The 22,459-nt window shown below is 42.4% G+C and carries 26 protein-coding genes and 1 tRNA gene; 16 read left to right on the plus strand and 11 right to left on the minus strand.

What is annotated here, in order from left to right:
* Positions 1–238: 238 nt before the first annotated feature.
* From nadR to JMX94_RS07945, 3 genes are all read left to right on the plus strand, one after another.
* On the plus strand, positions 239–1,279 hold the full coding sequence (gene nadR, locus JMX94_RS07935) for a multifunctional transcriptional regulator/nicotinamide-nucleotide adenylyltransferase/ribosylnicotinamide kinase NadR (protein ID WP_201564838.1): 1,041 nt from the start codon (positions 239–241) through the stop codon (positions 1,277–1,279).
* A 159-nt stretch (positions 1,280–1,438) separates the two neighbouring features.
* Positions 1,439–2,197 carry a nicotinamide riboside transporter PnuC gene (gene pnuC / locus JMX94_RS07940; RefSeq protein WP_201564839.1) on the plus strand — a complete coding sequence of 253 codons (759 nt, stop codon included), beginning with the start codon at positions 1,439–1,441 and terminating at the stop codon, positions 2,195–2,197.
* A gap of 203 nt (positions 2,198–2,400) precedes the next feature.
* Positions 2,401–2,853 carry a DUF962 domain-containing protein gene (locus tag JMX94_RS07945; RefSeq protein ID WP_201564840.1) on the plus strand — a complete coding sequence of 151 codons (453 nt, stop codon included), beginning with the start codon at positions 2,401–2,403 and terminating at the stop codon, positions 2,851–2,853.
* 185 nt (positions 2,854–3,038) lie between these two features.
* On the opposite strand, the gene JMX94_RS07950 is transcribed toward JMX94_RS07945, so the two are convergent.
* The 3 genes from JMX94_RS07950 to JMX94_RS07960 form a co-directional block, all read right to left on the minus strand.
* Positions 3,039–3,650, minus strand: coding sequence for a nitroreductase family protein (locus JMX94_RS07950; RefSeq protein ID WP_201564841.1), 612 nt, complete (start codon positions 3,648–3,650; stop codon positions 3,039–3,041).
* A 225-nt stretch (positions 3,651–3,875) separates the two neighbouring features.
* Positions 3,876–4,814: a pirin family protein gene (locus JMX94_RS07955; RefSeq protein WP_201564842.1), complete on the minus strand. Its 939-nt coding sequence runs from the start codon at positions 4,812–4,814 to the stop codon at positions 3,876–3,878.
* 232 nt (positions 4,815–5,046) lie between these two features.
* Entirely contained in the window at positions 5,047–5,760 is a 714-nt protein-coding gene (locus JMX94_RS07960) for a pirin family protein (protein WP_201564843.1), read from the minus strand.
* Positions 5,761–6,082: 322 nt separating this feature from the next.
* On the opposite strand from JMX94_RS07960, the gene JMX94_RS07965 reads away from it, so the two are divergent.
* Positions 6,083–6,433, plus strand: a complete 351-nt coding sequence (locus JMX94_RS07965; protein WP_201564844.1) for a GNAT family N-acetyltransferase — start codon at positions 6,083–6,085, stop codon at positions 6,431–6,433.
* A gap of 148 nt (positions 6,434–6,581) precedes the next feature.
* Here the strand turns inward: JMX94_RS07965 and JMX94_RS07970 are convergent, their stop codons facing one another.
* From JMX94_RS07970 to JMX94_RS07980, 3 genes are all read right to left on the minus strand, one after another.
* The gene (locus JMX94_RS07970) at positions 6,582–7,235 is read right to left on the minus strand and encodes a YoaK family protein (RefSeq protein ID WP_201564890.1); all 654 of its coding nucleotides are present in this window, start codon (positions 7,233–7,235) and stop codon (positions 6,582–6,584) included.
* A 133-nt stretch (positions 7,236–7,368) separates the two neighbouring features.
* Entirely contained in the window at positions 7,369–7,923 is a 555-nt protein-coding gene (locus JMX94_RS07975) for an NADPH-dependent FMN reductase (RefSeq protein WP_201564845.1), read from the minus strand.
* Positions 7,924–7,973: 50 nt separating this feature from the next.
* Positions 7,974–8,366, minus strand: a complete 393-nt coding sequence (locus tag JMX94_RS07980) for a DoxX family protein (protein WP_201564846.1) — start codon at positions 8,364–8,366, stop codon at positions 7,974–7,976.
* A gap of 456 nt (positions 8,367–8,822) precedes the next feature.
* Between JMX94_RS07980 and JMX94_RS07985 the strand changes: the two genes are divergently transcribed.
* The 4 genes from JMX94_RS07985 (at position 8,823) to JMX94_RS08000 (ending at position 12,649) form a co-directional block, all read left to right on the plus strand.
* On the plus strand, positions 8,823–9,449 hold the full coding sequence (locus tag JMX94_RS07985) for a YceI family protein (protein WP_201564847.1): 627 nt from the start codon (positions 8,823–8,825) through the stop codon (positions 9,447–9,449).
* A 260-nt stretch (positions 9,450–9,709) separates the two neighbouring features.
* Positions 9,710–10,615 carry a LysR family transcriptional regulator gene (locus JMX94_RS07990; protein WP_201564848.1) on the plus strand — a complete coding sequence of 302 codons (906 nt, stop codon included), beginning with the start codon at positions 9,710–9,712 and terminating at the stop codon, positions 10,613–10,615.
* 106 nt (positions 10,616–10,721) lie between these two features.
* Positions 10,722–11,846 carry a hypothetical protein gene (locus JMX94_RS07995; RefSeq protein ID WP_201564849.1) on the plus strand — a complete coding sequence of 375 codons (1,125 nt, stop codon included), beginning with the start codon at positions 10,722–10,724 and terminating at the stop codon, positions 11,844–11,846.
* The gene (locus tag JMX94_RS08000) at positions 11,846–12,649 is read left to right on the plus strand and encodes an SDR family oxidoreductase (protein WP_201564850.1); all 804 of its coding nucleotides are present in this window, start codon (positions 11,846–11,848) and stop codon (positions 12,647–12,649) included. The genes JMX94_RS07995 and JMX94_RS08000 overlap by 1 nt, the downstream gene beginning before the upstream one ends.
* Before the next feature lie 161 nt (positions 12,650–12,810).
* Here JMX94_RS08000 and JMX94_RS08005 read toward each other — a convergent pair whose 3' ends face one another.
* Both JMX94_RS08005 and JMX94_RS08010 read right to left on the minus strand, forming a co-directional pair.
* Complete coding sequence (locus JMX94_RS08005) at positions 12,811–13,602, minus strand: glucose 1-dehydrogenase (protein ID WP_201564851.1); 792 nt, start codon at positions 13,600–13,602, stop codon at positions 12,811–12,813.
* A gap of 270 nt (positions 13,603–13,872) precedes the next feature.
* Positions 13,873–13,947, minus strand: a tRNA-Gly gene (locus JMX94_RS08010).
* 626 nt (positions 13,948–14,573) lie between these two features.
* On the opposite strand from JMX94_RS08010, the gene JMX94_RS08015 reads away from it, so the two are divergent.
* From JMX94_RS08015 to JMX94_RS08035, 5 genes are all read left to right on the plus strand, one after another.
* Complete coding sequence (locus JMX94_RS08015) at positions 14,574–15,386, plus strand: M48 family metallopeptidase (protein ID WP_201564852.1); 813 nt, start codon at positions 14,574–14,576, stop codon at positions 15,384–15,386.
* A gap of 259 nt (positions 15,387–15,645) precedes the next feature.
* Positions 15,646–15,999 carry a BolA family transcriptional regulator gene (locus tag JMX94_RS08020; RefSeq protein WP_201564853.1) on the plus strand — a complete coding sequence of 118 codons (354 nt, stop codon included), beginning with the start codon at positions 15,646–15,648 and terminating at the stop codon, positions 15,997–15,999.
* A gap of 118 nt (positions 16,000–16,117) precedes the next feature.
* A complete protein-coding gene (locus JMX94_RS08025) occupies positions 16,118–16,477 on the plus strand; it encodes a SirB2 family protein (RefSeq protein ID WP_201564854.1) in 360 nt (119 codons plus the stop codon).
* A 183-nt stretch (positions 16,478–16,660) separates the two neighbouring features.
* A complete protein-coding gene (locus JMX94_RS08030) occupies positions 16,661–17,062 on the plus strand; it encodes a hypothetical protein (RefSeq protein ID WP_201564855.1) in 402 nt (133 codons plus the stop codon).
* 44 nt (positions 17,063–17,106) lie between these two features.
* A complete protein-coding gene (locus tag JMX94_RS08035) occupies positions 17,107–17,595 on the plus strand; it encodes a J domain-containing protein (protein ID WP_201564856.1) in 489 nt (162 codons plus the stop codon).
* A gap of 116 nt (positions 17,596–17,711) precedes the next feature.
* Here the strand turns inward: JMX94_RS08035 and trxC are convergent, their stop codons facing one another.
* The 3 genes from trxC to JMX94_RS08050 form a co-directional block, all read right to left on the minus strand.
* Positions 17,712–18,149 (minus strand): thioredoxin TrxC, encoded by a 438-nt coding sequence (gene trxC, locus JMX94_RS08040; protein ID WP_201564857.1) that lies wholly within the window; start codon positions 18,147–18,149, stop codon positions 17,712–17,714.
* Positions 18,150–18,250: 101 nt separating this feature from the next.
* Entirely contained in the window at positions 18,251–18,433 is a 183-nt protein-coding gene (locus tag JMX94_RS08045) for a DUF2892 domain-containing protein (RefSeq protein ID WP_201564858.1), read from the minus strand.
* A gap of 164 nt (positions 18,434–18,597) precedes the next feature.
* The gene (locus tag JMX94_RS08050) at positions 18,598–19,464 is read right to left on the minus strand and encodes an MBL fold metallo-hydrolase (RefSeq protein ID WP_201564859.1); all 867 of its coding nucleotides are present in this window, start codon (positions 19,462–19,464) and stop codon (positions 18,598–18,600) included.
* Positions 19,465–19,747: 283 nt separating this feature from the next.
* On the opposite strand from JMX94_RS08050, the gene JMX94_RS08055 reads away from it, so the two are divergent.
* The 3 genes from JMX94_RS08055 (at position 19,748) to JMX94_RS08065 (ending at position 22,444) form a co-directional block, all read left to right on the plus strand.
* Entirely contained in the window at positions 19,748–20,119 is a 372-nt protein-coding gene (locus tag JMX94_RS08055) for an ArsR/SmtB family transcription factor (protein WP_374220408.1), read from the plus strand.
* A 58-nt stretch (positions 20,120–20,177) separates the two neighbouring features.
* Positions 20,178–21,887 carry a SulP family inorganic anion transporter gene (locus JMX94_RS08060; RefSeq protein WP_201564860.1) on the plus strand — a complete coding sequence of 570 codons (1,710 nt, stop codon included), beginning with the start codon at positions 20,178–20,180 and terminating at the stop codon, positions 21,885–21,887.
* Between the two features lie 230 nt (positions 21,888–22,117).
* Positions 22,118–22,444 (plus strand): beta-lactamase hydrolase domain-containing protein, encoded by a 327-nt coding sequence (locus tag JMX94_RS08065; RefSeq protein WP_201564861.1) that lies wholly within the window; start codon positions 22,118–22,120, stop codon positions 22,442–22,444.
* Positions 22,445–22,459: the final 15 nt, after the last annotated feature.

The raw sequence follows: 22,459 nt of genomic DNA on the forward strand, positions 1-22,459 counted from the left end.
TCGTCGATTGATAACAGCTCAGTGAATCTTATAGATTTACTAGCAAAAATTGCGAATTATCTTCAATAATGATAAGAAAATGAATGGCTTGATACTATTGCTTATCAATAAAAAACTCATAAACCACTGCCAATTTACAATAACCTACCTGTAAATCTGTTTAAACCTTTATACCATGCTGATAAATAACTAAAACAACGACTGTCGATTAATTATTTTTAGAATAGTAAGGATAGCTATGTACGACTCAGGCTTAATGATTGGACATTTTGAACCGCTACATCTAGGACAGATGCGCAGTATATTGGCAGCAGCAGGACAAGCAAAAACCTTAAATATCGTGATTATGGCGCATCCAGCACCGCATCCAGACTTTAATATTACCTTACAAGATAAAGCGCGTTGGCTCCAGATGGCGTGTGCTGATTTGCCATTTATCCATATTCATACCACTGATGAGATTGAGCTGCCACTCCATGAAAGCTTTGCTGATGTCAGCATAGATATTGCTGCCAGCAATGCCAAGCTGCAACGCTTGAGTGATGCATTAGCGTTGCCAGCAGAGACGGTATTGTTTGTCGCAGAAAATCACCCATTGGCGCAAAGCGATGTTTGTGAGCAGCTAATCATGCCAGTGCTCACCACGCCCCTACAGCCTGAATTCGACTCCTATGCGATTGCACGTAATCCGGTCGCGCATTGGTCGGCGCTGCACCCACAAGTGCGCGGCGACTATACCAAAACCGTTGCCATCGTTGGCGGTGAAAGCTCAGGCAAGACCACCTTGGTACATAAACTTGCCAATTATTATGGAGCTAGCTTTGCCCTAGAGATGGGGCGGCTATACGTCGGTACAGATTTGGGTGGTAGCGAGATTGGCTTGCAGTACAGCGATTACGGACCCATTGCGCTCAATCATGCCCAAGCAATCCGTGATGCCGCCGCTAGGGCAACAGCGCCCGTTACCATTGTTGATACTGACTTTGTCACCACTCAGGCTTTTTGTGAAGAGTACGAGGGTCGTAGCCATCCTTTTGTGGCTGCTTGTATCGATGAGTTTCGCTTAGACCATACGATCATGCTTGATAACAATACGCCATGGGTTGACGATGGCATGCGCTCATTGGGCACGCCTGAAGCACGCGGACGCTTTGAGCAGCGCTTATTAGATATTTTCGCCCGTCATGATATTAAGCCGCATATGATTGATAAACCCGATTATGATGCCCGCTATAAGCAAGCTTTGTTAATTATCGATGAGGTTATTTATGGCAAATAACAGTATCAGAAAACGAAAATAAAAAGAACGAAAGCAAAAATGATTGCTAGAAATAAATGACTGTGGCAAATATTAGCGATGGCAAAAACGGCATACTAAACCATACTAAAAAAAAGAAAAAAACTATTATAGCTTTTATACTTTAAGGAAAAAGGCGTTATGCGTATTCAGCTCCTAGACAACATCACCGGAAAATGGGCGATACAATGGATTGTCATCTGGTTTATTTGCGGCGTGCTTGCTTTATCAGCAGGCTTTTGGCTGACTACTGAACATACGACCCTTGACTGGTTTTACTTAGCCGTGTCATTTATTGGTTTGATTTGCGTGGTGTCATTATCGTTTCGCAAAAATATCATGGGTAATGGCTTTGGCATGGCAGCGACCGCAGGGGAATTTGTCGTCCAAGCAACCTCTGGCGCAGTTGGTTTGATGTTAGCGCCGCTCTTTAACTTTTTCAGTCATCTTTATGGGATTTTTTATTGGTCAAAGCACACCGATGCCGATGGCGATATGGTGCCCAAATCTGCCAGTCGCTGGATTTGGCTATTAACCATCGCCTTTATGGTTATTGGTTTGGCGCTATTTCCTACCGTGAATGATTTACTTGCCAGCTATGGCTATGCGGTCGTTGAAGATGATAATAGTAAATTTTTAGGCATTATCTCTTTCTTTTGGATTAACGTCATTGCCTTTGTACTGTCTATCACCGCGCAGGCAGCGATGATTCTGCGTTATTCATTCAATTGGTGGTTATGGATTTTATCCAACTTCGTTTGGCTGACCGTCAACTTAATGTCGGGCAATTATATCTTTGCTATTCAAACCATGGTTTATCAGGTGAACTCGTTTGTCGGACTGTATGAGTGGTATCGTAGTGAGCAAGATTCTGTAGAATTGGCAAAACCCGTACGTTAAGGGATAATTTTAGTAAGTGACGAAAAATTGAAAAACAGGCAGATGAGGTTAAAAAGATAACAAGCTTTGACTGTGCGGTTTACCAGATAAAATGGCAGATTGGGCCAATTAGTGCTACAACTGGTATTAATTAGTAGAGTTTTCCATTTATCTGCTGACTATTATTGCTTAACCGTCATTTATTTACTAACAGGGAGGTTAGTATGTCTCGTACGTCGCAAAATCGCATGTCTAAACGCACACTTGAGCAATGGCTCAGTGAGTATTCTGTCAGTCATCAAAATCTAGTCAATAAAAAAATCCATTGGTTATGTGTTCCGGCTATTTTTGTCAGTATATTAGGCATGGGCATGTCGCTCTCCGTCTGGTTTACCTTGGTGATGAGCGCTTTGGTATTAATATTCTATATGCGCTTATCAACGCCGCTGTTTTTAGCCATGGGGATGTTTATTCTCATTTGCCTATCGGTAATGACGTTATTACCGTGGGGCTTTAAGGTTTGGGCAGCTATCTTTGTTGTTGCTTGGATTGGACAGTTTATCGGTCATAAAATTGAGGGTAAAAAACCATCATTTTTTGAAGATTTACAGTTCTTATTAATTGGTCCAGCATGGGTAGCTAATAGCTTGATGGGTCGTAAAAAAAGCCAATCCTAACTATCTACTCTTGCCATTATCTTTAAGCTCAATATTTAAAAAATCATGCCCTAGCCATTTTAACCAAAAAAAGCGCCACCCAACGGATAGTCGGATGGCGCTTTTTTGGTTTTGCTGCTTTTTCGCCTTAGGTATCAAACGCGACCGTTATTTAGCACACGTTTGATACGCAAATATAAAACATACTATTTGCCAAATACTTGCATACGATCTGCAACGGGCTTAAATTCTTTGTCGCCTGCTGGCTGCTCAATCGCACCAAATACCATTTGAGCATTTAGTTCCCAATGCTCATCGATGTTCCATTCGTTGGCCACTTTTTTATCGATGATTGGATTGTAATGCTGTAAGTTGGCACCGACATTGATACTTGCCAAGGCAGTCCAAATCACATACTGGTGCATGGCACTGGTTTGATGCGACCAAATTGGGAACTTATCTGCATATAAAGGAGCGGCTGCCTGCATATCTCTGATGACGCTATGATCTTCAAAGAACATAACCGTACCAGCGCCCGCTTTAAAGCCATTCATTTTTTGCTTAGTTGCAGCAAATTGCTCTTCATTATCAACGATATCACGTAAGGTATCTTCGGTCATTTGCCAAAGCTTATTATGGTCATCGCCAAATAAAACCACGATACGCGTTGATTGTGAGTTAAAAGCTGATGGCGTATGCAAAACCGCATGCTCAACCAACTTGACGATTTCATCGTTTGATACTGGCAATTGATTGCTCAATGCATAGATAGAACGACGCTTTTCAGCCAATTGCTGTAATGTTTTTAGGTCTGACATATATATTTCTCCATATGATTAATAGAATTTCAATCCAATGAAAATAACCGTTAAACCAGTAGGGGCAATGAATAACCTCAAAGCTCCTACTCTTTAATCTCAATTATTATATGGACGTTTGAGATAAATCCGTACTTTGCTTTTGTAAAAAAACTTAATAATACATATCTATTTGAAAGGCAGTTTAACGAATAAAGCTTACCGTTAAATTAACCTTTAAAGACATTAACCTTTAAAGCCTTCAGGTAACTCTGGCGCTGGCAGGCGCTTCATATCTGAATCGACATTACCAAAACGCTCGTGACCGTTATTCCAGTCGATGATAGATTGCTCAATCTCTTCTTTATTGTCCGCGACAAAGTTCCACCACAGTAATACTTGGTTATTTAATGGCTCACCGCCGATAAACATCACACGGGTGCCTTTTTTGGCGACCAGCTTAATACTTTTATTATTGGCAACATCGCTATCATGGAAGCGGAACAATTGATCTTGCTCACAAATCTTGCCTTCAGACTCGATTTGTCCTTCTGTCACCAAGATTCCGTATTCAAAGCCCGGCTCTAAGTTAAGCGTGACCTCACCGTCTTCAACGAAATAGACATCGATACCAACCATTTTTGAATACTGGATGGTCGGCGCTTCGTAACGCTCACCTGATACGCTGGTATAGCTGCCAGTGGTCAGAATCATCTCGACACTATCTTCGCGCCAGGTTGGTAGCTCTGGATAATGATGGAAGCTACGCTCGATTTGCTGATCCGTTGGCAGTGCAATCCACAGCTGTACCATGCTCAAACCGCGCGCCGCATCTGCTGAGCCACCAGTATCTGCGAAAACGCTTTGCTCAGTATGACTGATACCTTGGGTTAGACCGGTGCCCGCTGTCATGACGTTGACTTGGTTTTTGGTAATCACTTGCTCATTACCCAAGCTGTCTTTGTGCAGCACTTCACCATTTAACATCCAGCTAAAGGTTTGCAAGTTGGTATGCGGATGGCGACCGACTTGCATACCTGACTCATCTTCGCCAAATTCAGCAGGGCCAGCATGGTCTAAAAAGCACCAAGCGCCGATGGGCTTTTTGCCTGTATTGGGCAATAGACGCGCAATAGGAATACCGCCAACATCGGCCAAACGTGGTTCTAGGGTTTCGATACTCATGATTCACCTCTTATTATGTGATACGGGATGTGATGTAAAGATAATGGGCAACACGCTATAAAAAAATCAAAGTAGCGCGGCAAAATGATGTTTTTATTTCTACCACGCTTTTTTTACCACGCTACTTTTAACTCAACATGCTATTTTTAACTTAAGTGCACTTTAATGTCAGCACCTTTTAAATTTAGCAGCTTTTAAACTTAGCACCTTTTACATTTAGCATCAGGGATGCTTAAAAGCTCATTGGAACTTCCATTAGCAATACTTTAGCATCTTCTTCTACGTCCATCGTAAAGTTCTTAGTATCCCAAACACCAAGGCCATCGCGGGTATCCAAAGTGTTACCGTTTACCACGACTTTACCGCTAATGACAAAGATATAAACGCCGTTATTAGGGTTTTTTAGCTCATAAGTTTGGGTGATACCTTTATCAAAATCGCCCATGCTAAACCAAGCATCTTGATGAATCCATACCCCTGCGTCGTCCGCATTGGGTGACAATACTTGATTGAACTCGTTTGGCTTTAGGATATCGTCCATACGGATTTGCTGATAACGAGGCTCAACGTTCATTTTATTTGGGATAACCCAAATCTGTAGGAACTTCACCGCTTCGGTATCGTCGCCGTTCATTTCACTGTGCGTGATACCAGTACCCGCTGACATCACTTGGATTTCACCGGTTTCAATGATGCCGTTATTACCGATGTTATCGCCGTGACCGAGCTTACCGGATAGAGGAATACTGATAATTTCCATATCGCGATGTGAGTGCTTACCAAAGCCTTGACCGCCAATGACGAAGTCATCATTGATGACACGTAGCGCGCCAAAGCCCATACGTTCTGGATTGTGATAATTGGCAAAGCTAAAGGTGTGCTTGCTTTTGAGCCAGCCATGGTTGGCATCGCCACGAGAATCTGCTGCATGATAGATGGTTTTCATAATTTATCCTTAGATATTAATAGGTTAAATGTTTATAAATTTATTATTAATTAACTTGCTTAAACAATGGGTCTATTATAATTGTTGTCAGCTAATAGATAAACAACGATAATCGCAATTAACTATTCTTATTTTTAGAACAATAACGTCATAAAGATAGCGTAATATATGGATAACAGAACCATTTATATTCATAACAGAACCATTTGTATTCATAACAGAGCTAGTAGCATAAACTGATACTATCGCTCATGTAATGATAACGAATGTAAATTGGGTCTATAAGATGTTAATCATACTTACGATATAAGGAAATTTAACTATGTCAGAGAATGCAAAGTCAACTACAACAAACAAAACACCATTAAACTACGAAGTCATCGACAATACTGAGCAAAAGCGTTTTGAGATTCATATCGATGGCCATATCGCCTTTGAAGATTATGAGTTTTTTACCACCAGTCAAGGTGAAAAAGGCATTGCTTATACCCATACCGAAGTGCCAGAAGAGTTAGGTGGCCGTGGTATTGCAGGTTATCTTGCCAAATCCATCCTAGACGATGCGGCAGCGAAAAACTTGCGAGTGAAACCCATTTGTCCCTATATCAAAGCCTATATCGATAAGCATCCAGAATACCAAGACAACTCGGTATTTCATAACGCCACGCCTTAAAACGCTACGCCTTAAACAGTAGCTAGCTAAACATAAGCATTTAATTAACACGCAAAAAAACGCCATATCTGATAGATATGGCGTTTTTTATGGACGATGCTTTCTAATCTCTATAATGTAAGCGCTAGAATAATTCAGCTAAAAACGCTTAGGCAATATGTTGTAAAAATTCTTTATCGCGCGCCCTCATTGATAAATACAGTACGGGTAGTACAAACAAGCCCACTGCCCAAAAACTCAGCTGCATATATAACAGCGCACCCACTAACGCCCCGACTAAAAAGCTAAACACCAATACCGAGCTGTGCGCCAGTTTTTTGCCATTATCCGCTGTGCGATTGAGCAAATAATCGGTCAGGTTGATACCCAGTTGCGTAGTATTACCGGTCATCAATACCGTCGGACTCATATGCTTAATCACTGTCTTGCTGGCAGTATTACGAATCGCCAGCGCAATTAAACCTAATCCACCCGTTATCGCCACGGTTATATCATCGGCATCGACAAAGGGTTGATAGTACAGACCGGCAATCATAAAAGCGGTCAAAAAAAACGCTTCCGCTAGGAACAAATGGCTCAGCGTTAATTGTTTATTTTTACTATGGTCAATAAATATCTTGGTCACCATGACCGTCAAAATAAATAACGGTAAGGCGGCAAGCTTAATCCATAGACCCGCCTCACCTTTGACCAAGCCACTGCCTGCCATCACCAAGTTACCTGTGACATGAGCAGTAAAAAAGCCAAACAAAGTGATAAAACCAATGGTATCAATCGCCCCGCCAACCACGGTTAATAGCACAGGCGTTTGATGGCGCCGCCAAAAACTTGGCGGCTTTGAATGTAACGGCTGTGAGTCAGATGAAGCTGATTGGTGACTATCACCTTTATTAGCAGCTTCATTATTAGTATTCGCAGCATTATTAGAGAGTGAGTTAGCCACCCGACTTGCCTGCAAACTGCACAAAATCAGTTACAAAGCCTTGTAAAAATTTTTGCGTGCGGGCGCTAACACTGCCATCTTCATTTAAGCTATCGGTTGCACGGCTGAGATGGATTTCTGGATCGACCATCAGTTGCGCCGAGAGCATTTGCATGCTTTTGCGCACATCAAGCCCACTATTGATACCACCAAAACTCCCCGGCGATGCCGTAACTACGGCAACTTTTTTATGCGTCCAGACACTTTCTTTATAGGGACGCGAGCCGATATCAACGACGTTTTTTAACGCCGCAGGCATGGTGCGATTATGCTCTGGGGTGACAATCAATACCGCATCAGCGTCTTTTAGCTGCTGACGGACACGCTCATAGCTATCAATGGTTTTATCATCATAATCTTGATTATAGAGCGGCAAGTCTGCAATGTGGACTTCCTTTATAGTGACGCTGTCAGGCATCTGCGATACGATATATTCGGCAAATTTACGATTGATAGATTCTTTTCGCAAACTACCAATAACTAGGGCGATGTTGATTGATGCGCTCATAGCAACTCCTGAATGATGATAAAACCATATGGATTAAGCATTTTACTATACTAAATTCTGCGCGTGTTGCTGTGATCAATTGAATAAGCACCTGCACCATGGGCAAAAATCATCAAGAAACCACCCGCCATCGCGATGTTCTTCATAAATGGGTTCATTTGTGATTCATCAATCCAGAATTGGTGGAATAGCAATGCTGAGACAACGCTAAAGCCTGCCATCAATATAGCCACCAAGCGCGCTTTAAAGCCCAATAGGATGGCGATACCACCCAGCAGCTCAACAGCGATGACCAAAGGTAATAACATACCTGGCACGCCCATCGATTCCATATAACCTTGAGTGGCAGCGTAGCCAGTGATTTTAGTAAAACCTGAAAAGATAAAAATCATTGATAAAAATAGGCGACCAATTGGGGCGCTAAGCTCTTGTAATTTGTCCATGATTATTCTCCAATAGTATGAGATTTCTAAAGATAACGTGTTTATTTAAAAGACTTTTGTTTGATTAGGCAACGACATTATTGTAGTCGTTGCTTATCAATAGATAAACCGTGATAATTACAAATATGAGTTCTTATTTAGAGAACAATCAAGGAATGGTTCTATTGATACAATGATAAAAACAGTTAGTATTTGATAGAAGGTATCAGCCGCCACAGAAAGAAGTATTTTTCGATACTGCCTAACCTCCAATACCATACCTCCAATACCATGATTTTTTGCTACACTTATTGTGTTGGTGTATAAGATATACTTAACGCTAGCTTTTAAATGAAGCGCTTTTAAACCGAAGAATTTTAAACCAATATCAGTCTTTGAGCTGATAATTAAAAAAGCAGTATATTTACTCGACAATATACTGACTTTTACCTACTCACTTAACAAAAGGATTGATTTATGATCACTGTAAATTCTATTAAAAAAACCAATCGTGCGCTTACTTTTGCTGCTATCGGTACGCTTGGTCTGCTTAGCACCCTAGGTCACGCTGTGACTTATGAGCTTGACCCACATCATACCGCCGTGCGCTTTTCTGTAGACCACTTCGGTACCACGACCAATGCTGGCGGCTTCTATAATCTATCGGGTATTCTTGAATACGCCCCTAAAGAGAAAAAAGGCTTTGTCGGTATTACGATTCCTATGGGCAGCTTGAGCACAGGCATTAAAGCTTTTGACGGCCATCTAAAATCTGCGGATTTCTTTAACGTAAAAGAATATCCAACCGCTTATTTTAAATCGACTAAATGGGAATTTGATGGCGATAAAGTTAAAGCGGTCAAAGGTGATTTAACCCTGCTTGGTAAGACCCATCCAGTGACTTTAAAAGCCACTAAATTTAACTGCTATGACAGTCCTTTATTAAAAACTGAAGCTTGTGGTGGTGATTTTGAAACCACTATCGATAGAACCAAATGGGGCATCAATACCTTTACCGATGGCGGTATGATGAAAGACATCAAACTGGTCGTTCAGGTAGAAGGTAGTAAAAAAGCAGACCTTAAAAAAGCAGACACTAAATAAGGGTAATTTAACCATTTAAGATAGTGCTTTTAGATTGACCACAGTCTCGACTATTTGGTTTTTTGATAAAAGGCTGGGTTTTTAACTCAGCCTTTTATCTTTTGTATCGTTAATATTAAATAAAATAGACATATTAAATATATACTTAGATAAAGAGAACACTTGGGAAATAACCGTTTTATATCATGGTCATCATACGATATAGCAAAATAATAATAGCTAAATAACAATAGTTAAATAACAATAATGAGGTAGCTAGGATGGGACAACTAGAAGACATGGCGATGTTTGTTCGCATTGTTGAAGCAGGCAGCATTACCAAAGCCGCTGAACAATTAAATATTGCCAAATCAGCCGTTAGCCGTCGTCTTAAGGATTTAGAGACACGTTTGGGCAGTCAGCTTATTAGCCGCACCACGCGCCAATCAAACCTAACCCAAGCCGGTGAGCAATATTACCAAAAAGTGAACAATATACTCAGCGAGGTCGATGCGCTAAACGAGGAAACCAGTGGCGCACCGACGCGTATCGAGGGCACCTTAAAAATGACCGCGCCATTGTCATTCGGCTTGATGCATCTCAATGATGTCATCGATGAATATGCCAATCAGCATCCCAATTTGAACTTTGAGCTCGATTTTTCTGATCGCCATGTTGACTTGATTGAGGAAGGCTATGAGCTTGCCATTCGTATCAGAGAGCTACAAGATTCCAGTTATCAGGCCAAACGTTTGGCACTTATTCGTTATGCACTTTGTGCCAGTCCAGAATATTTAGAAAAGATGGGAACGCCTGCGACCCTAGAAGACTTACAACAACATGAGTTTTTGCAGTATGGTCTTGGTAAAACAAGCACGCTAACCCTGACGGACGCGCAAGGGAAAAAACACAACCACACCATTGATGCCAAAATCAAAGCCACTAATGGCGAGTTCTTGGTGGACTTAGCGGTAAAAGGTCAAGGTATTGTATTTATTCCAACCTTTATCGCTTATAAACGGTTGGCCAAAGGTGAGCTTGTGCCTATTCTTGAACAATATCAATTACCCACACTCAATGCCTATGCGGTATATCCAAAAAACCGCTTTTTATCGCAGCGCTGCCGCTATTTAATTGATTTTATCGCTGAGCGTTTTGGTGATGACCCTTATTGGGATAAATTTTAATAGACCTAACTTAGTAAACTGAGCAGTTTTTTAAAGTCGCTATAAATCTTAAAACAATACTGTTAGTATTATTTTAAGATATCCATCAGTCATAAGGAAATGCATTATGGATTTGCAAGCACTCGGCATGAAAGCCATTCACGAGTTTGATGACGTTCGCCAAAGCCCGTTACCACAAGAGCGTCTAAAAGCAGCGCGTAAGCAAGCAAGCGCCTTTAGAGAGCGCTTTATGGATGAAGCGCCGGTACAGTTTTATCAAAGCGCCGACATGGTGCGTGTTCCCTACCCCACGTGGTACGCCTACAGTGGCGTCTATACCCAAAGCACCTATAAATTCCCCTACATTCATATCCTCAACCGCATTTTTATCATTCAATATCATGACTTTTTGGGTGAATTAAAAACATTGCTATTCTCTCCTTCTGATATCGAAGCAGACCGTGAGACACCATTTTTTAAACGCTTAACAGACAAGATGCCTAACTGGTCACCACTTGAAAGCGTGGTTGCACCTATCATCCGTGATGTCACTGGCGCTTTAGCAGAAGTTGGCTTATCCCCAGAAGATGTTGATTATATAAGCTACGACCATCTGCATACCCAAGATGTACGCCGCTGGCTCGGTTCTAAAAATGTAGGTGAAAAAGATAAGCCTGCCTACTTTCCTAACGCGAAACTATTGATTCACGAGCAAGAATGGCTAAGTACTACGTCTTTATTACCCGTGCAAGCAGATTGGTATTGCCCAAACGGCATCGAAGGCGTCGATGCTGATAAAGTAATTAAATTTACTGGTAGCATCCAATTAGGCGAAGGCGTCGCGCTCGTACATACCCCCGGACATACCGAAGGCAACCATTCGTTAGTCGCACGCGTCCCAGATGGCATCAGAGTGACTTCAGAAAATGGCGTGGGCGCCGATGCTTATGCACCGATGAACTCAAAAGTGAATGCCATCCGCCGTTATGCTAAAGACACAGGCGTGGAGGTTATCCTAAACGGCAATACGCTAGAAGGTAGTAATGAGCAATATATCTCGATGGTCATTGAAAAAACCATCGCTGGTCCCTCAAAAAACCCTGACTTCCCCAATTGCGCCTCAAGTAGTGAAGCGACCCCTTATTGGTTGATTCCCGGACATAAAGTCAGCCATCTAATCGGTGAAGCAAAATTTGGCAGCTTGCAGAACAAATCGGCAAAAAGTCGCTCATTGCAGAAGGAAAGCGCGTGATGGGTTACTTTACCGGTAAAACTGTCTATATCACTGGTGCTGCCTCTGGTATCGGGCTTGAGACAGCTAAGCAGCTCATTCAGCAAGACGCTAAGTTAGTACTGTTTGACGTACAACCGTTTGATGAGGTGCTATCAACCTTGCAAGCTATTAATAAAAATAACGCTTCGATTATCAGCTATGAATTGGACGTCACCGACGCCGATACAACAACTCAAAAAATCGCCGATGCGGCAAGCAAGCAGCCACCTGATATTGTCATGCACTTCGTTGGAATTACAGGTCCTTGGACGTTTGATGAGATGAGCCAAGCACAGTTTGAGCGTGTTATAAATATCAATTTATTTGGTACGCGCAACGTCCTAGCGGCCGTGCGTCCGTTTTTATCACGTGGCGATCAAGTCATGGTCACCGCTTCGATGTCATCTTTTACCGGCAGTTATGGCTACAGCTCTTATAGCGCCTCAAAGTTTGCTATTTGGGGCATGATGCAATCGATAAGCTTTGAGTGGAAACCTCACGGTATTGATATCACTGTTTTTGCACCGCCACCGATAGATACGCCGCTCACCCAAGCGGAAGTCGGCGTCATGGCACAAGCGGGTGTCGGTATGAAAAAGCTGGCAGGCGAGCTAAAAATTGAACATGCCGTTAAATCTATGCTAAAAGGGGTAGAAAAACGGGAGTTCCTAGTCGTACCCGGCGTGATGGCAAACTTAATTAGATTACAGCTGCGTTTCTTTCCGGTCAGCTGGGTGAATTGGATAGGCAATAAAACGGTGGCTTTTTCGCTTAGAAAATAGCGTTTTTTAAAACTGGCTTGTATACATTGAACTTTCACAAGTATTGAATGTCAGTTAGTCACTTAAAAATTCATATAAAAAAGCGTCACCCGATTAAATATCTGGTGACGCTTTTTTATATGACGAGTTTTCTACACTAGCTATTACCGTTAATCTTAATTTTAGTCTAAGGTTTGCACACCGCCACCATTAACAAATAACGTCTGCCCACTGACCCACTCAGAGATAGGCGCCGCAAAATATAGCATCGCACCAGCAATATCATCCGCTTCGCCTAAGCGCTTGATAGGCGTATGCGACAACATTCTCTCTTCAATCTCAGGCGTCAATACGCTCTCTAACGCCGCAGTGCGCGTGGCACCCGGACCTACAGCATTGATACGCACCTCGGGACCGAAATCATGAGTAAGGTTCGCCACCATATGATTAACCGCCGCTTTTGATGCTGCATAGCCACTCATATCTGGGCTTCTATTGACACTCGACATCGAGGTGGTGATAACGATTGAGCCATAGCCTGATTTTTTCATATGTGGCACGCATAATTGGCATAGACGCCACGCGCTAAAAACGTTCAATTCAAAGTCGCGACGGAAATCATCAATAGAGATTTTAAACGGATTTTCTTGACCACCGCCACCGCCGCCTGCATTACTAATCAGGATATTGATACTACCGAATATCTCTACCGTTTTATCGACCATCGCTACCAAGTCTTCGTCTTTTAAGATATTACACTCAACCGCCAAGGCTTTGACACCGTAGCTTTCGATTTCTTTGGCCGCTTTATCAGCCTCTTCCAATTTCAGGTCTGCAATGACGATATTTGCGCCCGCTTGTGCCAAACGCAGTGCCGTTGCTTTGCCAATGCCATTAGCGCCACCCGTCACAATCGCTGTTTTTCCTGTTAAGTCAAATAGCTCATTAAATGATTTGTGCTCAAAAGCTTGCATGGTTAATCCTTATAATAATTATTAATGGAGGCGATATATTGTTTGAAAATTTTTAATATTTAATACATCAAATAAGTATGCCAATTTAAAATCAAATGAATGTGTCCAATCATCCATGTTTTGTAACGCTGCTACTTATACTTATCACATACGCTTTCTCACATGCACTTTGTCATAGCGTTATACATTAGCTTGCCAAATTTCAGGCATAAAAAAAGCCTCACTTCTTATACTAAGAAGTGAGGCTTTAGTGCTTTTGCAAGCCATATTTGGAGCGGGAAAAGAGATTCGAACTCTCGACCCCAACCTTGGCAAGGTTATGCTCTACCACTGAGCTATTCCCGCTAATTATCAAATCGCAATGTTGTTAACAACGACTACGTCTCGATAGGCTGGCTATTTTAGCAAATATTCTGAGAGTGTCAATACCTTTTTTCAAATTTTTAATCAAAGGTATGGTTTTTAAATTTATCTTAAGAGAAAAACAAGCATAGAGTATTGATTCTAATTGCTATTTTAATTTACCTCATTAAGATAATAATTTCAAATAAATAGAAAAAATAATAGCAGTCTCAGCATTCTGCCCGCCTAACCTTTGCTTACAACATGCTGACAACGTTAAAATGCTAGCAAAATATAATTTTTCTATAGAAATTATAGAAATAGAAACGCTTGCGCGCAAACGATAAAGCGGCTTTAACTGCTGTATCCACTTCCATTATCTCTTGTGCGACCTACTTACCTTTTAACAGCACTTACAATCCTACCGCCTATTGTTACTTTTTCTGTCTAGGCTTTAGGTTGTTAACATTATTATACTTATGGCTAATGACAGTTGGAGTAAAATTCCACTGTTTTAGTAGACGGGCAAACGGTAGCAATACTTCAATAATAAGCTACCCTTTCCTCTACTATTTTAATATTGGCATTGTTCCACTTTATTTTTTCCATTTACAGCGAGGACGTTTATTATGAAAAAACTGCTTACCACAACAGTTATGGCGGCATCATTGTCGGCATTGGCTATGACCGGTTGTTCTAGCACGACTAGCACTGGTGCCGTCGGCGTTGACCGTCAGCAGCTATTATTAGTCTCAAATGAGCAAGTATTGCAGCTATCGGCGCAAAGTTATGCCAAAACGCTGCAAGAAGCAAAAGCACGCGGCTTACTGGATACCAATAGCGCGCAGCTCAATCGCCTAAAAAATATCTCGAACCGTTTGGTCGGTCAAGTCGGCGTCTATCGTCCTGATGCGGCAAAATGGCAATGGGAAGTGCATACCATTAAATCTAATGATTTAAACGCCTTTGTGATGCCCGGCGGTAAAATTATGTTTTACTCGGGTATTATCGACCGCTTGAATTTAACGGACGATGAAATTGCCGCTATTATGGGACATGAGATATCGCACGCCCTACGTGAGCATTCACGTGAGCGCTTGTCACGTCAATACGCTACCCAAACTGGTATTGGTATGGCAGCGAGCATCTTTGGTCTCTCACAAGGGCAAGCGCAACTGGCGAACGTCGCGGGCGATTTAGGATTGAGCCGTCCGCACAGCCGTACACAGGAATCTGAGGCGGATCAAATCGGTCTAGAGCTAATGGCACGTGCAGGCTATAACCCACAAGCAGCGATTACTTTATGGCAAAAGATGCAGCGCGCCAGCAAAGGCGAGCCACCACAATTTTTAAGCACTCACCCGACCAGTAACAACCGTATCGCTGAGCTACAATCGTTAATGCCTAAAGTGATGCCGCTTTATCAAAGATCACGCCGTTAATGGATGATGCTTAAGCATTAAGTATCAATCTAATGACAAGTACGGACTAATGGTAAGTAATGATAAATAAGAAAAGCAGAGCGTCATATATTGCGCTCTGCTTTTTTATGCGTGCTGCTAAAATATTTTATAGTAAACTGACTATTGCACGGCTATAAACGGTCACTTGATGCAGCATAGCGGCACAGTGAACTGTGTCTGCTATAATGGGCACAATCAGCCATTTAAATGGTTAAGCCCTATAAGATAAAGGATGATTATGACTATCAATACGCCTACGACCAATCTGTCTACTAACACTCCAACCGCCGATGCCCTTAATAATGAGCTACAGGCTTTGCAAGCGCAGCATATTGAGCTGGTAAATGAATCGATGAATCATGCGGGTTACTTTGACGGTAAAGAAAGCCATTTTAAACTGACCATTGTCAGTGACGCCTTTGAAGGCAAACGTCTAGTTGCGCGTCATCAGCTGGTATATGCTCTGGCAAACTCGCTACTGACCTCACAAGGTGGTCAAATCCATGCCTTGGCTATTCATGCTTATACGCCAACAGAGTGGCAAGGTCAAAGCCCTGAGAGTCCACTGTGCGCTGGTCAAAACAAAGGTTAGATGGCGGTTTTATTGTTTACTATTTTTAAACAGCTACCATTAAACATTATAATCAAATACTAACTTCTAATAATATAAATAAGCTGGCAAACGGCACCTTTAAAGGAAATCCTACCCAATGAAACATTTACATATGCTCATAGCAGTACTGTTGATTGCGGCGTTTTTATATCAAAGCTATCTGGTATTAAGCGCAAACAAGCAAATGCCATTGGCGCTCAAAATCTCTACCCATATCCTCTATGCCGTTATTATTCTTTCAGGGGCTGGTATGCTCATGCAATTAATGAGTGCCAATGCGCCCGTGCAATGGGTTTTTGCAAAAATTATCTTGCTCGTTGCCGCCCTTAGCGCCAGTATCAAAGCCTTTAATAACAATGCAACACTGAGCCAAAGAAAAACCGGTATTCTGATTGCAGGTGTCGCTTATATCGGCATCGTGGTGCTTGCCTTTAGCAAACCGGGTAATTTGTTTTAATCATTGCTAAACGATATATTTTTCAATATCTTAATCGCCACTTTTTTGCTATCTTAAATAAATACGCTTTCTAAAATGTACTGTTTAAAACGTAACATTGTTAATTAATACCAAAACAGATATTAATTAACAGCAGGCATTAATAAGCACGGTAAACATCCTCATTTAGCTTATGGAGACATTATGAAAACTCTTACTGCAGCAACACTACTGGCAACAGCTGGCGTTTTTGGTCTCTCAGGCTGCGCCTCAACGGGTAATATCACCCCGCAATATGTGCCACCAAGCACCTATCAAAGTTATGATTGCCAAGCGCTTAGTCAAGAATATAATCGCGTCAATCGCTATGTCGATGCGGCGCGCAATGAGCAATCAACCCTATCCGCCTCAGGCGTCGGCGTTGGGGTTTCCGCTGGACGCTGGGGTATTTCCCCTAATATCAGCTTTGGTGTTGGTCAAAGCAACAATACTAAAGCGCGCGATGCCAAGCTATCAAGACTGTATGGCGAGCGTGATGCCATCATTCAGTCTGCCCGTATCCAGCGTTGTAGCTTTGCCAATGGTATTAAGATTTATGGTGAGTAATTAATCATACTTAAGCAAAGTTAACTTAATAAGATCACTTAACTATGAATAGTCTTCATACTCACTATGACACCTTAATGGTATCTAGGAATGCTTCTCCGGAAGTTATACGAGCTGCTTTTAAATCTTTATCGCAAAAATATCACCCGGACAAGAACAATCATCCAAACGCTGATCAAATCATGCAGCAGTTTAATGAGTCATATAAAACATTATCCGACCCTATCGAACGCAGCAAGTACGACAGATCATTAGCTGAGTATGAAAGTAAGTTTAATGATGAAAATAATTTTCAATATGATTTTGCTAAAACAGACCACGGATCAGGACGACGAAGTAAAGTAGTAGTGATTAATATCCCTGATTCGATATCACTCGATAGTACAAAAGAAAAAATTCGTAAGTTTACAGCCAGTAAACCAAAGTCAGCAACACATGATTCGAAAGTGTTAAAAATATTTTTGAATTTGATAATTATAATCCTTATCTTAACACTTATTGTACTTCTTACCTGGACTGCACTCTCCATATAGACTCACTTTACCTTACATAAGTAATCTTTTAGAATAGCTTACAAAAAAAGCCAATACGCGATAAGCATATTGGCTTTTTTGTGTCTAACAATCAGGAGTAAAAACTCAAGCAACGCTTATGCGTTTAAGCTTTTTACCCACTGCACAATTTGATCGCTAGGTAACGCTCCAGACTGGCGCGCGACTTCTTTGCCATTTTTGAAAGCAACCATCGTCGGCAAGCTACGAATATTGTAAGGAGCCGCCGCTTGCTCGTATTTATCGGTTTGTATTTTGGCAAAAACCACTTGCGGCAACTGACTGGCCGCCGCTTTAAACTGCGGTGCCATCATCAGACACGGCTGACACCAGCTTGCCCAAAAATCAACGATGGTCAATACCTCGTTTTTTTGAATGACTTTACTAACCGTTTGGGCATTTAGCTCATGAGGACCGGCCGTTAATAATGGCTGACCACATTTACCGCAGTTTGGTGCCGCATTTAGCCGTGTGGCGGGTATACGATTGGTTGCCTGACAATGCGGGCAGACCAGATGAGAGTTTTGCTCAGTCATTATACAACTCCTTTATCATTAGCACTGGAATTGGCACTCGTCTTAGCAAAGCGCCTATGCTTGATATTTATGCATTTATTACGATAAAAATTAATCATTATTTAGCGCTTACACGTGTTCATCCCAAGCATTTTATATAACGGACAAAAACGGAATAGCCCAGTTAGCAGGGGGATTAGACCGACTACGCCCCACCAACTTTGGAAATAAAGCCCCAAGCCGATAATGACCACACCAACGATAATACGTAGTAAACGCTCAGTACTTCCAACGTTAATTTCCATAGCTAAATCCTCAGTTATTATTAATTGATCCTAAAAAACAGCCATCTTTTTATCTCACCATATTTCTCATTTCATCTTACAGATTAGCATTATGATGGCTGCTACTCGTATTGTGCCTGCGTAACTTTCTGCTCTATTTGTATATTGAGGACACGCCCTAGTTACTAAAGCGCATTAATCGGCACTTTTAGATAACGGGTGCCATTGTCTTCTGGTTTTGGAAAATGACCGGCATCAATATTAAGTTGTACAGATGGGATAATGAGCCGCGGCATCTCTAAATTGGCATCGCGGCGCTCACGCATCTCAACAAACTCGGCTTCATTAATGCCGTCTTTAACGTGAATATTACCGAGCTTTTGCGCTGCTACCGTCGTGGTTGGACAATGCTTGCGACCTTGACTTGGATAGTCATGGCACAGATACATCAGGGTCTCATCAGGAAGTGCCAGCAGTTTTTGGATAGACTGATACAGGGTTTTGGCGTCTCCTCCCGGAAAGTCACAGCGCGCCGTACCCACATCGGGAGCAAATAGCGTATCACCGACAAAGACCACGGTTTTTTCATCGTCAGCGGCAAGATACGCCATATCCGCGCGCGTATGGCCGGGCACATACATGGCAGTAATCGTAATGCCGCCAAGTGCCAAGGTTTCGCCATCATCGGTCAAGATATCAAACTGGCTGGCATCGGTACGAAAGCTGCTATCAAAGTTAAAAATTTGCTTAAATATTTTTTGCACTTCAGTGATATGTTGACCGATGACCAGTTTGCCGCCAAGTGTCTCTTTTACATGTATAGCGGCCGATATATGATCGGCATGGGCATGGGTTTCTATAATATAAACCAGCGCCCAACCCTGCTCACGCACGAACGCTATTACCTTATCGACACTAGCGGTATCCGTACGTCCTGACTTGGCATCGAAATCCAGAACAGGATCGATAATGGCACACACTTGCTGCTGCACATCAGCGAGTACATGGGTGTAGGTCTCTGTGTCGCTATGTAAGAAGGAATGAACTTGCATGGCTACCTCTTTGTTTTTATATGAATGTTTTATTATTTAATGAAGTCTTACGTATAATAAATACTTGTTTATAATATTTGAATGTACATAATACCTATCTTGCATACCACTATAGCAACCAGCTAACAATTTATCAATTTATATAATGTAAATAATGATAACTTGCTATAAATCGCGATATCATTGATAATTAACTATATATAACCATATCTTATCTATAAACTTTGCCTTTTTTATCTATAGCTTAAATAAGGAGTTCGCTCTGACTACTTCAACTTCAGCATTGAGCACGTCTACTAATCACACTGGTAAACCTGTATCTGCCAGCGTAACAGACTTTGCACCCAAAGACCTTGCTGAGCAAATGCAACATGCATCCATGCAGGCCAGTCAATTATTAAAATCGCTCTCGCATCCTGATCGCTTATTACTGCTATGTCAGCTAACCCAAGGTGAATACTGCGTCAGTGAGCTTGAAGACTTAGTCGGTGTCGGTCAGCCAAGCTTGTCGCAGCAGCTTGGTATCTTACGTAAAGACGAGCTGGTGACGACCCGCCGCGAGGGCAAGCAAATCTATTATAGTATCGCAAGCGATGATGCGTTATCGGTATTGCAGTTATTGTATGAGCGCTTTTGTGCCAAAACAGACGCATAATTGGTCATTTAGCTCTTAGCTGTAATTAACCTTTTTTATATTGTGATGACCTATTGCTATGCCTTCTATCGCCACTCGTCTGATTCCTGCTTGGTTACGTCAGTACCAGCTGTCTGCCCTGCCGACTGATGTCATCGCGGGATTGGTCGTTGGGGTGCTCGTCATTCCACAAAGCTTAGGTTATGCGGTGCTAGCAGGATTGCCGCCTGTCTATGGACTCTATGCGGCTATCGTACCCGTGCTGGTGTATGCGTGGATAGGCTCAAGTAATGTGCAAGCTGTGGGACCCGTCGCTATCACCGCGATTATGACGGCAAGTAGTTTGCATCCTTACGCCAATGAGGGCACGCAGCAATATATATTAATGGCCAGTTTATTGTCATTGATGGTTGGGACGATGTTATGGCTGGCAGGTCGGCTTAAGCTTGGCTGGATTATGCAGTTTATCAGTCGCGGCGTATCAGCAGGTTTTATCAGTGGCGCGGCGGTACTGATTTTTGTCAGTCAGCTTAAGTATCTGACGGGGATTCCTATTGCAGGTAATGGTCTCATTGGTTACTTATCGAGTATGCAGATGTATGCCCGCCAGCTGCATCCGCTAACCTTAGTTATTGGCGTCATTGCTTTTACGCTGTTATTTGCCAACCGTTATGCGAGCAAATGGGTTTGGCGCTCTTGGTTGTCAGCCTCTTATACTAAGTGGGCTGAGCGTCTATTTCCGCTCATTTTGCTTGCTCTTGCCATCGTATTAAGCATGAGCTTACATTGGACAACGCACGGCGTGGCAACGATTGGTACTATTCCGCAGGGTCTGCCTACTTTTACCCTACCGTACGTGCCAGATTTTCATGAAGCGCTCAACCTATTACCGAGCGCCGGTTTAATGGCATTGATTATCTTTGTTTCCAGCAGCTCAGTTGCAAGCAATTATGCACGCCTGCGCGGCGAAACCTTTGATGCCAATCATGAGCTTACTGGTTTGGGTCTGGCCAATATGGCGGGCGGATTCTTTCAAAGCTTTACGGTCGCTGGCGGCTTTTCACGTACCGCAATGAATGCTGATTCAGGTGCCAAAACGCCGGTCGCAAGTTTAGTAACGATACTGATCATGATTGCAGCGTTAATCGCTTTTGGCAATTTATTATCACCTCTGCCCTATGCTTTATTGGGCGCGACCATCATGGCATCGATTGTCGGTCTCATTGATATGGCGACTTTAAAGTCAGCATGGCAACGCGACCGCTTAGATGCGGCAAGCTTTCTAGCAGCATTTATCGGTGTGCTGATATTTGGGCTAAATACTGGCTTGGTCATCGGTTTGATGGTGTCGTTTGCCAGCCTAATTTGGCAATCGAGCAAACCACATGTCGCCGTCGTTGGTCAGCTAGCGGGTACGGGACATTTTCGCAATATCAATCGTCATGATGTGGTGACGTTTAGCAATTTATTGATGCTGCGTATCGATGAGAGCTTGTTTTTTGGCAATAGTGAATCCGTGCATCGCAGGGTCATACAGGCGACGCGGCAATATCCCGAAGCGCATGAGATTATTCTTATTATGTCAGCGGTCAATCATATTGACTTGACCGGCCAAGAGATGCTTATCAGCCTCAATCAAGAGCTGTTGAATCAAAAAAAGCACTTAAGCTTTAGCTTTATCAAGGGACCGGTGATGGACATTATTGAAAACACACCGGTCATAACCCACCTATCAGGGCAGGTTTATTTAAGTACCATGGATGCGGTCAATGCGCTTAAGGATGTTTAATAACACTGCATTTATGCAGCTCAAGTTAAATTATTCATGACCGTTATTGTCCGTGACAAAACACCCGTGACAAAACACCCGTGACAAAACCTTAATTATAAAACATCAATGACAAAACAGAGATATGATAAGAGCTGTGTTATGCTAAATTACTATCAGATTTAAAACTTACTGTCTCTAGAAACACCAGAAATTCTAACGCCATTTAATATATGCGACTTAAGCTACTTATGACCGATGATTTAACCATTTATAAGCAAATTTACCCAAGCCAATGCGTCAAGATTGCCGAGCTTGGCTACCGCTCTGTGCTCAATATTCGACCTGACGCTGAGACAGAGACGCAGCCCAATAGCTGTGACTTTACCAGCGCGACGGCAAAAGCCAACCTCACCTATCAGCATTTACCGTTTGATGATGAGCGTTTAAGCATGGCGACTGTCGAGCAGTTTGCAGCCTTTTATCGCACCATGCCCAAACCCATCCTGATGTTTTGCGGCACGGGTGCACGCGCCAAATTACTGTATCAAAGTGCGCTGATGCAAGGCTTGTTGTAAAGAGCCGTTATATTT

The sequence above is a fragment of the Psychrobacter sp. CMS30 genome (genome assembly GCF_904846565.1).
In the GTDB taxonomy this organism is placed as follows: domain Bacteria; phylum Pseudomonadota; class Gammaproteobacteria; order Pseudomonadales; family Moraxellaceae; genus Psychrobacter; species Psychrobacter maritimus.

Coding starts and splice junctions, on each gene's coding strand:
- JMX94_RS07980 (WP_201564846.1), bottom strand. CDS start 8,366: ATGGACAAATTACAAGAGCTTAGCGCCCCAATTGGTCGCCTATTTTTA.
- JMX94_RS08060 (WP_201564860.1), top strand. CDS start 20,178: ATGCCTTCTATCGCCACTCGTCTGATTCCTGCTTGGTTACGTCAGTAC.
- JMX94_RS07985 (WP_201564847.1), top strand. CDS start 8,823: ATGATCACTGTAAATTCTATTAAAAAAACCAATCGTGCGCTTACTTTT.
- JMX94_RS08015 (WP_201564852.1), top strand. CDS start 14,574: ATGAAAAAACTGCTTACCACAACAGTTATGGCGGCATCATTGTCGGCA.
- JMX94_RS07995 (WP_201564849.1), top strand. CDS start 10,722: ATGGATTTGCAAGCACTCGGCATGAAAGCCATTCACGAGTTTGATGAC.
- JMX94_RS07975 (WP_201564845.1), bottom strand. CDS start 7,923: ATGAGCGCATCAATCAACATCGCCCTAGTTATTGGTAGTTTGCGAAAA.
- JMX94_RS08005 (WP_201564851.1), bottom strand. CDS start 13,602: ATGCAAGCTTTTGAGCACAAATCATTTAATGAGCTATTTGACTTAACA.
- JMX94_RS08030 (WP_201564855.1), top strand. CDS start 16,661: ATGAAAACTCTTACTGCAGCAACACTACTGGCAACAGCTGGCGTTTTT.
- JMX94_RS08020 (WP_201564853.1), top strand. CDS start 15,646: ATGACTATCAATACGCCTACGACCAATCTGTCTACTAACACTCCAACC.
- JMX94_RS08000 (WP_201564850.1), top strand. CDS start 11,846: ATGGGTTACTTTACCGGTAAAACTGTCTATATCACTGGTGCTGCCTCT.
- JMX94_RS07960 (WP_201564843.1), bottom strand. CDS start 5,760: ATGAAAACCATCTATCATGCAGCAGATTCTCGTGGCGATGCCAACCAT.
- JMX94_RS07955 (WP_201564842.1), bottom strand. CDS start 4,814: ATGAGTATCGAAACCCTAGAACCACGTTTGGCCGATGTTGGCGGTATT.
- trxC (WP_201564857.1), bottom strand. CDS start 18,149: ATGACTGAGCAAAACTCTCATCTGGTCTGCCCGCATTGTCAGGCAACC.
- nadR (WP_201564838.1), top strand. CDS start 239: ATGTACGACTCAGGCTTAATGATTGGACATTTTGAACCGCTACATCTA.
- JMX94_RS08025 (WP_201564854.1), top strand. CDS start 16,118: ATGAAACATTTACATATGCTCATAGCAGTACTGTTGATTGCGGCGTTT.
- JMX94_RS07945 (WP_201564840.1), top strand. CDS start 2,401: ATGTCTCGTACGTCGCAAAATCGCATGTCTAAACGCACACTTGAGCAA.
- pnuC (WP_201564839.1), top strand. CDS start 1,439: ATGCGTATTCAGCTCCTAGACAACATCACCGGAAAATGGGCGATACAA.
- JMX94_RS08035 (WP_201564856.1), top strand. CDS start 17,107: ATGAATAGTCTTCATACTCACTATGACACCTTAATGGTATCTAGGAAT.
- JMX94_RS07950 (WP_201564841.1), bottom strand. CDS start 3,650: ATGTCAGACCTAAAAACATTACAGCAATTGGCTGAAAAGCGTCGTTCT.
- JMX94_RS08050 (WP_201564859.1), bottom strand. CDS start 19,464: ATGCAAGTTCATTCCTTCTTACATAGCGACACAGAGACCTACACCCAT.
- JMX94_RS08065 (WP_201564861.1), top strand. CDS start 22,118: ATGACCGATGATTTAACCATTTATAAGCAAATTTACCCAAGCCAATGC.
- JMX94_RS07990 (WP_201564848.1), top strand. CDS start 9,710: ATGGGACAACTAGAAGACATGGCGATGTTTGTTCGCATTGTTGAAGCA.
- JMX94_RS07965 (WP_201564844.1), top strand. CDS start 6,083: ATGTCAGAGAATGCAAAGTCAACTACAACAAACAAAACACCATTAAAC.
- JMX94_RS08045 (WP_201564858.1), bottom strand. CDS start 18,433: ATGGAAATTAACGTTGGAAGTACTGAGCGTTTACTACGTATTATCGTT.